Annotated in this window: 9 protein-coding genes; 5 read left to right on the forward strand and 4 right to left on the reverse strand. The window is 63.7% G+C overall.

All coding sequences use genetic code 11. From position 1 onward, the window contains the following. The 4 genes from AC30QB_RS13255 to AC30QB_RS13270 form a co-directional block, all read right to left on the reverse strand. On the reverse strand, positions 1-709 hold a 709-nt coding region (locus AC30QB_RS13255; RefSeq protein WP_489546703.1), incomplete at its 3' end, for an FAD-binding protein. Positions 710-774: 65 nt separating this feature from the next. Next, entirely contained in the window at positions 775-1,140 is a 366-nt protein-coding gene (gene sdhD / locus AC30QB_RS13260) for a succinate dehydrogenase, hydrophobic membrane anchor protein (RefSeq protein WP_489546695.1), read from the reverse strand. 13 nt (positions 1,141-1,153) lie between these two features. After that, on the reverse strand, positions 1,154-1,582 hold the full coding sequence (sdhC, locus tag AC30QB_RS13265; RefSeq protein WP_489546696.1) for a succinate dehydrogenase, cytochrome b556 subunit: 429 nt from the start codon (positions 1,580-1,582) through the stop codon (positions 1,154-1,156). 97 nt (positions 1,583-1,679) lie between these two features. Next, a complete protein-coding gene (locus AC30QB_RS13270; protein ID WP_489546697.1) occupies positions 1,680-2,456 on the reverse strand; it encodes a GntR family transcriptional regulator in 777 nt (258 codons plus the stop codon). A 183-nt stretch (positions 2,457-2,639) separates the two neighbouring features. Here AC30QB_RS13270 and AC30QB_RS13275 point away from each other — a divergent pair, with 183 nt between their 5' ends. The 5 genes from AC30QB_RS13275 to AC30QB_RS13295 all read left to right on the forward strand — a co-directional run. Continuing rightward, positions 2,640-3,626 (forward strand): malate dehydrogenase, encoded by a 987-nt coding sequence (locus AC30QB_RS13275; protein ID WP_489546698.1) that lies wholly within the window; start codon positions 2,640-2,642, stop codon positions 3,624-3,626. 123 nt (positions 3,627-3,749) lie between these two features. Then, positions 3,750-4,529 carry a trans-aconitate 2-methyltransferase gene (gene tam / locus AC30QB_RS13280; RefSeq protein WP_489546699.1) on the forward strand — a complete coding sequence of 260 codons (780 nt, stop codon included), beginning with the start codon at positions 3,750-3,752 and terminating at the stop codon, positions 4,527-4,529. Continuing rightward, positions 4,526-5,539, forward strand: a complete 1,014-nt coding sequence (locus tag AC30QB_RS13285) for an HpcH/HpaI aldolase/citrate lyase family protein (protein WP_489546700.1) — start codon at positions 4,526-4,528, stop codon at positions 5,537-5,539. The genes tam and AC30QB_RS13285 overlap by 4 nt, the downstream gene beginning before the upstream one ends. A 307-nt stretch (positions 5,540-5,846) precedes the next feature. Further along, positions 5,847-6,320 carry a hypothetical protein gene (locus AC30QB_RS13290; RefSeq protein ID WP_489546701.1) on the forward strand — a complete coding sequence of 158 codons (474 nt, stop codon included), beginning with the start codon at positions 5,847-5,849 and terminating at the stop codon, positions 6,318-6,320. Between the two features lie 122 nt (positions 6,321-6,442). After that, positions 6,443-8,098 (forward strand): bifunctional aconitate hydratase 2/2-methylisocitrate dehydratase (locus tag AC30QB_RS13295; protein WP_489546702.1); only part of this gene is annotated, 1,656 nt, incomplete at its 3' end.

The following is an 8,098-nucleotide window of genomic DNA, read 5'->3' on the forward strand; positions in this document are numbered from 1 at the left end:
CTTCGGTCAACAGCACGCCGGCGTTGTGCACGCCCGTCGGGTGGAACTGCCAGAACTCCATGACTTCGAGAGGCAGGCCCGCGCGCGCGGCCATGCCGAGACCGTCGCCGGTGTTGATGAAAGCATTGGTCGAGGCCTGGAAGATGCGCCCTGCCCCGCCGGTGGCGAGCAGCACGGTCTTGGCCTCCAAGATGAAGATCTCGCCGGTTTCCATCTCGAGCGCGGTCACGCCGACAACGTCGCCGTCGGCATCGCGGATGAGATCAAGCGCCATCCACTCGACGAAGAAGTTCGTGCGCGCCTTGATGTTCTGCTGGTACAGCGTATGCAGCATCGCGTGGCCGGTGCGGTCGGCCGCGGCGCAGGCGCGCTGCACCGGCTTCTCGCCGTAGTTGGCGGTGTGGCCGCCAAAGGGGCGCTGGTAAATCGTGCCGTCGGGGTTGCGGTCGAAGGGCATGCCGAAATGCTCAAGCTCGTAGACGACCTTAGGCGCTTCACGGCACATGAACTCAATGGCATCTTGGTCGCCGAGCCAGTCGGAGCCCTTGACGGTGTCGAAGAAGTGGTAGTGCCAGTTGTCTTCGCTCATGTTGCCAAGCGACGCACCAATGCCCCCTTGCGCCGCCACCGTGTGCGAGCGCGTGGGAAACACTTTGGACAGCACAGCCACATTCAACCCAGCCTGCGCCAGTTGCAGCGACGCGCGCATGCCAGAGCCACCCGCGCCCACGATCACCACGTCGAATCTTCTTCTTGAAATGGTTGCGCTCACGTTCACATTCTCCACAGCACTTGGATGGCCCAGCCCGCACAACCCACCAGCCAGACGATGGTGGCAACCTGAAGCACCAAGCGGGCGGAAACCGGTTGCACGTAATCCATCAGCACGTCACGAATGCCGACCCATACGTGGTACAGCAGCGAGACGATGGTCACGAAGGTCAGCACCCGCATCCACTGCGGGTTGAAGATGCCGGCCCACTTGTCGTAGCCCATCTTGCCGGGCAGCAAGACCTGCACGATCACGATCAAGGTGAAGAGCGCCATCAGCACTGCTGTGACACGCTGGGCCAGCCAGTCACGCAACCCGTAATGCGCGCCGACCACCACGCGCTTGGAACCGTAACTCGGTGTCGTCATGTTTGCCTGCGTTTCAGAAGAACAGCTTGAAGCCGAGCGCCAGCGTGAGCGCAAGGCTCAGGCCCAGCGTGACCAAGGCGGAGATGCGGCCAAATTCTTTGGTGACCGCGTGCGTGGCATCCATCCAAAGGTGGCGTAGGCCCGCGATGAAGTGATGCAGGTAGGCCCAGATCAGCGCCAGCGTCACCAGCTTGATGAACCATGCGGGGATGAAGCCATAGCCACCCACGAACACGCTTGTGAATTGGCTGTAGGTGATCTCGGATGTGAGGCTGGTGTCGAACATCCAGATGATGAACGGCAGCAGCACGAACATCAGGACGCCGCTGGCACGGTGCAGGATGGACACCCAGGCTGCGGGAGGCAACGAGTACTTCGTCGCCTCCATCAGTCGCATCGGTGACCCTGGTCTTTGTCTCTGTTTTACTGTCGTCTCAGCCATACCCCAACCTTGTGTAATCCCGAAGAAACTTTTGCAGTTTATTGCAATGCAGCAGGCAGCGCCCAAAGCCGCCATTTTTCAACTTCGCAGCGCACCCTTAACTCAGCTCATTCCGGTAGTAGTGCGCCTGCGTGTTGTAAAGCCCGCGTCTCAGCTCAACCGGCTTGTCACCATAGGTGCGCGAGAGGCGCTCCACGCTGAGCAGGGGCGCACCGATGGGGAGCTGCAGCAGCTCGGCTGCGGCCGCGTCGGCGCTGACGGCGCGCAGCTGCTCTTCAGCGCGGATCATGCGCACGCCGAACTCGGTTTCGAACAGCCCATACATCGGCCCCTGGTATTCGCTGAGGCGCTCAGTGGTCAGGCCTTTGAAAAGATGAGCGGGCAGCCAGATGTCGTCAAGTACAACCGGGGTGCCCCGAAAGTGCAGCAGGCGACGCACCTGCACAGCCGTGTCACCGCTCTTCAGGTCGAGCGCGCGCGCAATGTCGGCCGGCGCGCGCAAGCGCCGGCAGTCGATGAACCGGCGCTGGGTGCCACCGGCTTCGCCGCTGTCGGGCGTCAGGCGCAAGAACCGGTACTGAATCTTCTCTTCGGCATGGGTCGCCACGAAGGTGCCTTTGCCTTGGCGGCGCACCAGCAGGTTTTCATCGGCCAACGCGTCGATGGCCTTGCGCACCGTGCCTTGGCTGACCTTGTAGCGTGCTGCAAGCTCGATTTCGCTTGGGATCGCCTCGCCCGGCTTCCACTCGCCACCCTGCAAGCTGCGTGTGATCAGCACCTTGATCTGCTGATAAAGCGGGCTGAAAGCCGGGCTGTCGCTCTCCCCGTCCACCGAACGGGCAGCAACAGCGGAAGAAGGGGGCTGGGTTGCCATGCGGGGATTGCAGCACACCGACCGCGTGGCGTCCACGGCACTGCTGAAAGATGTCTTATATAAGACATAAGAGTGTTGACGAGACTCGGGTTCCCACCTAGACTCCCCTACACTTCCCGGCTGGCACAGAAAGCGCGTTCCAGCGCCCTGTTTCGATCCCCTGAACCCCTGCGGAGCCCCCTCATGAGCAAGAAACCCGTTCGCGTTGCCGTCACCGGCGCAGCTGGCCAAATCGGCTATGCCCTGCTGTTCCGTATCGCCTCTGGCGAAATGCTGGGCAAAGACCAGCCGGTCATCCTGCAACTGCTGGAAGTGCCCGCCGAGGTCCCGCAAAAGGCCCTCAAGGGCGTGATGATGGAGCTGCAAGACTGCGCGTTTCCGCTGCTGGTGGGCATGGAGGCACATGCCGACCCCATGACTGCTTTCAAAGACACCGACTACGCCCTGCTCGTGGGCTCGATGCCCCGCAAGGCCGGCATGGAGCGCGCCGAGCTGCTGGCCATCAACGGCCAGATCTTCACCGCACAAGGCAAGGCCCTCAACGCCGTGGCCAGCCGCAACGCCAAGGTGTTGGTGGTCGGCAACCCGGCCAACACCAATGCCTACATCGCCATGAAGAGCGCGCCCGACCTGCCACGCAAAAACTTCACCGCCATGCTTCGCCTGGACCACAACCGCGCCGCCTCGCAAATCGCTGCCAAGACCGGCAAACCGGTGTCGAGCATCGAGAAGCTGGCCGTGTGGGGCAACCACTCGCCTTCGATGTACGCCGACTACCGCTTCGCCACGATCGACGGCCAGTCGGTCAAGGACATGATCAACGACCAGGCGTGGAACAAAGACACCTTCCTGCCCACCGTCGGCAAGCGCGGCGCCGCCATCATTGAAGCGCGGGGCCTGTCTTCTGCTGCTTCGGCCGCCAACGCCGCCATCGACCACATGCGCGACTGGGCCCTGGGCACCAACGGCAAGTGGGTCACCATGGGCATCCCGTCCAACGGCGAATACGGCATTCCGAAAGACGTGATGTTCGGCTACCCGGTCACCACCGAAGGCGGCGAATACAAGATCGTCGAAGGCCTGACGATCGATGCCTTCAGCCAAGAGCGCATCAACCTCACGCTGAAAGAGCTGCAAGACGAGCAAGACGGCGTCAAGCACTTGCTGTAAACAAGGCGCAACCCACAAACGGGCAACCGTGAATCTGCAGCATGTCAAGCGCCGGGCCGCTCCCAAGCCGGCCCGCCTCCCCTCGGGGGATCGGCTGGTGTACCCGCCGGACGAGGGTCTGACATGAGTAGTGACTGGAACCCCGAGCTGTATCGCCAGTTTGAAGACGAACGCACCCGGCCTGCACGCGAGTTGTTGGCCAGGGTTGCGTTGCAAGACCCGAAGCGGGTCTTTGACCTGGGCTGCGGCCCTGGCAACTCCACCGAGTTGCTGGTGGAACGGTTTTCGAGCGCTGAAATCATCGGCACCGACAACTCTGAGCGCATGCTCGTTGAAGCTCGTGCACGCCTCCCGAAGTGCCGCTTCGAGCTGAGCGACATCACCCGCTGGCAGCCCTCACAAGCACCTGATCTCATCTACGCCAACGCCGCCCTGCAATGGGTTGAGAGCCATGACGAGTTGATCCCGCGCCTGTTCGATTCGCTGGCCCCCAACGGCGTGTTGGCGATCCAGATGCCTGACAACCGCGAAGAGCCCACCCACCGCTTGATGCGCGAGCTTGCATCTCTCGCGCCCTGGTCGGGCCTCATCGCCAGCGCGGCCTCGGTTCGCACCAAGATCCTGCCTCTCTATGGCTACTACGACCTGCTCGCCCCTCACGCAGCCGAGGTCGACGTCTGGCGCACGGCCTACCAGCACCCAATGGCGTCGCCCGCCAAGATCGTCGAATGGGTGAGCAGCACCGGGCTTAGGCCGTTCACCGACCCCCTGCCCGAGGCCGAGCGCGCGTCGTACCTTGCCGAATACGAGCGCCTCATTGCCCAGGCCTATCTGCCACGCGCCGATGGCCGGCTGCTGCTTGCCTTTCCACGCATGTTCATCGTCGCCCGCCGCAAGCCATGAGCTCCTTGGTTCATCCTCGTAAAGCCCTCTTCGACAGCGCCGACGCTGCCCCGTCGCTGCCGGTTTGCGACCACTACTGCGGCGTCGAGGCGCGCATGCTCAAGAGCCTGCAATTGCAGGCCGAGCTGGGGCCTGTGTTCGACGTGACCCTCGACTGCGAAGACGGCGCGCCCGTGGGCGGCGAAGCGGAGCATGCCCACCTCGTGGCCGAACTCGCCACGTCTGCACGCAACCTGCACGGCCGCGTCGGCGCCCGCGTGCACCCGGTCGACCACCCTGCTTTTGACGCTGACGTGCAAACGCTGGTCAAGCGCGCAGGCTCGCGATTGGCCTATTTGATGGTGCCCAAGGTCGGCAGCTTTGAGCAGGCGCGCGAGGCCGTCGACGCCATCGACCGCACGTTGCGGGAGCACGGCATTGCCCACGCACTGCCGGTACACGTGCTGATCGAGACCCACGGTGCTTTGCGCGAAGTCGGTCGCATCGCGGCACACCCGCGCATCGAGTCGCTGTCGTTCGGATTGATGGATTTCGTCTCGGCGCACCGCGGCGCCATTCCGCTGGCAGGCATGAGCGCCACGGGCCAGTTCGAGCACCCGCTGGTCGTGCGCGCCAAGCTTGAAATCGCTGCCGCCTGCCACGCACACCTGAAGACACCGTCGCATTGCGTGGTGACCGAGTTCAGACGCCTCGACCTGCTGCGCGAAGCAGCCCAAAAGGCATCGCGCCAGCTGGGGTACCTGCGCATGTGGAGCATCCACCCTGAGCAGATTCGCCCCATCGTCGAAGCCTTCGCGCCCACCGTGGCCGAGACCGACCAGGCCATCGAGATCCTGCTGGCCGCACAAGCCGCCGAGTGGGCGCCCATCAGCCACCGCGACACCCTGCACGACCGCGCCAGCTATCGCTACTTCTGGCATGTGCTTGAGCGTGCGCAGCGCACCGGTCAGGCTTTGCCCATCGAAGTGCGCCAGGCCTTCTTCCCCGCTGCCGCAGGAGCCCCGGCGTGAACTGCTCCACGGCCCGCAGATTCGAGATCGCGAACAAATGTTTCAGCGTCGCGCGCATCGGGGAAGGCCGCGCTAGCACGGCTCATGCGTGGCGAGCGGTTCCGGCGACAGGCATCTTCGTGACTTCGCGCACGCGGGGCTTTGGCACGTGGCGCCCCTGCGCGGCGCTGCAAGCCAAGCCGGGCACGGCGCCCTTGGCTGCCACAGCCAGCCGGTGTTCAATTTGTTGCAATCAGGGAAAGTGCCCTTCAGAAGCGAAGTTAGCGGCCCTTCACAATCCGTGCTTCCCCAACCAAGGAGTGTTCCCATGATTCGTACCGCCGTTCTCGCAGTCGCTTTTGCATTCGCCGGCACATCCGCCCTGGCCCAGACCGCGCCCGCTGCGAAGCCGGCGGCAAAGCATGCCGCGACCAAGCACGCCCCGGCCAAGAAAGCCGCACCCGCCGACGCACCCTTGCCTCCCGCCAACCAGGCCCAACTCGACGCTGCCGAGCGCACCTACTTCGGCGTCTACGAATGCGATTTCAAGCAAACCATCGACGTCGGCATGAACCCCAAGACGCCGGGTTATGTGGACGTGAAGTACGGCAAGAAGATCTACATCATGAAGCCCGTGCTGTCGTCCACCGGCGCCTTGCGCCTGGAAGATGTCAGCGGTGTGGGCCTGCTGATCCAGATCGCCAACAAGTCGATGTTGATGGACACCAAAGCCGGCAAGCGCCTGGTTGACGATTGCGTGCACGAGAAGCAGCGCGCTTTCCGAGACGCTCAGCCCAAGTAAGCATGGCATCTCTCCGAGCACCGTCTGGCACAGGCATTTTCATTTGCTGCGATCCGGCCTCGCGCCGGCTTGCAGGCTTCTTGCTTCCTTTCCTTTTCGCTTAGCACCACTCGGAGAATTTCATGCTTCAAGCCTATCGCCAACATGTCGCTGACCGGGCCGCGCTCGGCATCCCGCCGCTGCCCCTCTCGGCACAGCAAACCGGCGAGCTGATCGAGCTGCTGAAGGCCCCACCTGCGGGCGAAGGCGCCACGCTGGTGCACCTGTTCACCCATCGGGTGCCAGCGGGTGTAGACGACGCGGCCAAGGTCAAGGCTTCGTACCTGGCCGCCGTGGCTCACGGCACCGAAGCCTGCTCGCTTATCTCGCGCGAGCTCGCCACCGAGCTGCTGGGCACCATGCTGGGCGGCTACAACATCAGCCCGCTGATTGATCTGCTCGACGACGCCGCCGTAGCCGCCATCGCGGCCAAGGCGCTCAAGAACACGCTCTTGATGTTCGACCAGTTCCATGACGTGAAAGACAAGGCCGACAAGGGCAACGTCAACGCCAAGTCGGTGCTGCAAAGCTGGGCCGACGCCGAGTGGTTCACCTCGCGCCCCGAAGTGCCGCAAAGCATCACCGTCGGCATCTTCAAGGTGACTGGCGAGACCAACACCGATGACCTGTCGCCCGCGCCCGACGCCTGGAGCCGCCCCGACATCCCGCTGCACGCGCTGGCCATGCTGAAGAACAAGCGCGACGGCATCACCCCAGAAGAAGACGGCAAGCGCGGCCCCATCAAGTTCATCGAAGACCTGCGCGCCAAGGGCAATCTGGTGGCCTACGTGGGTGACGTGGTCGGCACCGGTTCATCGCGCAAGTCGGCCACCAACTCGGTGCTGTGGTTCACCGGCGAAGACATTCCTTTTGTTCCCAACAAGCGCTTTGGTGGCGTGTGCCTGGGCACCAAGATCGCCCCGATCTTCTACAACACCATGGAAGACGCCGGCGCCCTGCCCATCGAGCTCGATGCGAGCCAGATGAACATGGGTGACGTGGTCGAACTGCGCCCCTACGAAGGCCGTGCGCTGAAAGACGGCAAGGTCATTGCCGAATTCAAGGTCAAGAGCGAGGTGCTGTTCGACGAAGTGCGTGCCGGTGGCCGCATTCCGCTGATCATCGGCCGCGGCCTCACCGCCAAGGCGCGTGAAGCGCTGGGCCTGCCGCCCTCCACCCTCTTTCGCCTGCCGCAAAACCCGGCCGACACCAAGAAGGGCTACTCGCTCGCGCAAAAAATGGTCGGCAAGGCCTGCGGCCTGCCGGTCGTCAACGGCGAACAGGTCGGCGTGCGCCCCGGCACCTACTGCGAGCCGCGCATGACCAGCGTGGGGTCACAAGACACCACCGGCCCCATGACGCGCGACGAGCTGAAAGACCTGGCATGCCTAGGCTTCAGCGCCGACATGGTGATGCAGTCGTTCTGCCACACCGCGGCTTACCCCAAGCCGGTCGACGTGAAGATGCACCACGAGTTGCCGGACTTCATCAGCACGCGCGGCGGCATCAGCCTGCGGCCGGGCGACGGCATCATCCACAGCTGGCTCAACCGCATGTTGTTGCCCGACACCGTCGGCACTGGCGGCGACAGCCACACCCGTTTCCCGATAGGTATTAGTTTCCCGGCCGGTTCCGGTCTGGTCGCGTTCGCCGCGGCCACCGGGGTTATGCCGCTGGACATGCCCGAGTCGGTGCTGGTGCGCTTCAAGGGTCAGATGCAGCCCGGTGTCACCTTGCGC

This window comes from Rhizobacter sp. (genome assembly GCF_046595475.1).
Lineage (GTDB): Bacteria > Pseudomonadota > Gammaproteobacteria > Burkholderiales > Burkholderiaceae_C > Rhizobacter.

Coding starts and splice junctions, on each gene's coding strand:
- sdhD (WP_489546695.1), bottom strand. CDS start 1,140: ATGACGACACCGAGTTACGGTTCCAAGCGCGTGGTGGTCGGCGCGCAT.
- sdhC (WP_489546696.1), bottom strand. CDS start 1,582: ATGGCTGAGACGACAGTAAAACAGAGACAAAGACCAGGGTCACCGATG.
- AC30QB_RS13270 (WP_489546697.1), bottom strand. CDS start 2,456: ATGGCAACCCAGCCCCCTTCTTCCGCTGTTGCTGCCCGTTCGGTGGAC.
- AC30QB_RS13275 (WP_489546698.1), top strand. CDS start 2,640: ATGAGCAAGAAACCCGTTCGCGTTGCCGTCACCGGCGCAGCTGGCCAA.
- tam (WP_489546699.1), top strand. CDS start 3,750: ATGAGTAGTGACTGGAACCCCGAGCTGTATCGCCAGTTTGAAGACGAA.
- AC30QB_RS13285 (WP_489546700.1), top strand. CDS start 4,526: ATGAGCTCCTTGGTTCATCCTCGTAAAGCCCTCTTCGACAGCGCCGAC.
- AC30QB_RS13290 (WP_489546701.1), top strand. CDS start 5,847: ATGATTCGTACCGCCGTTCTCGCAGTCGCTTTTGCATTCGCCGGCACA.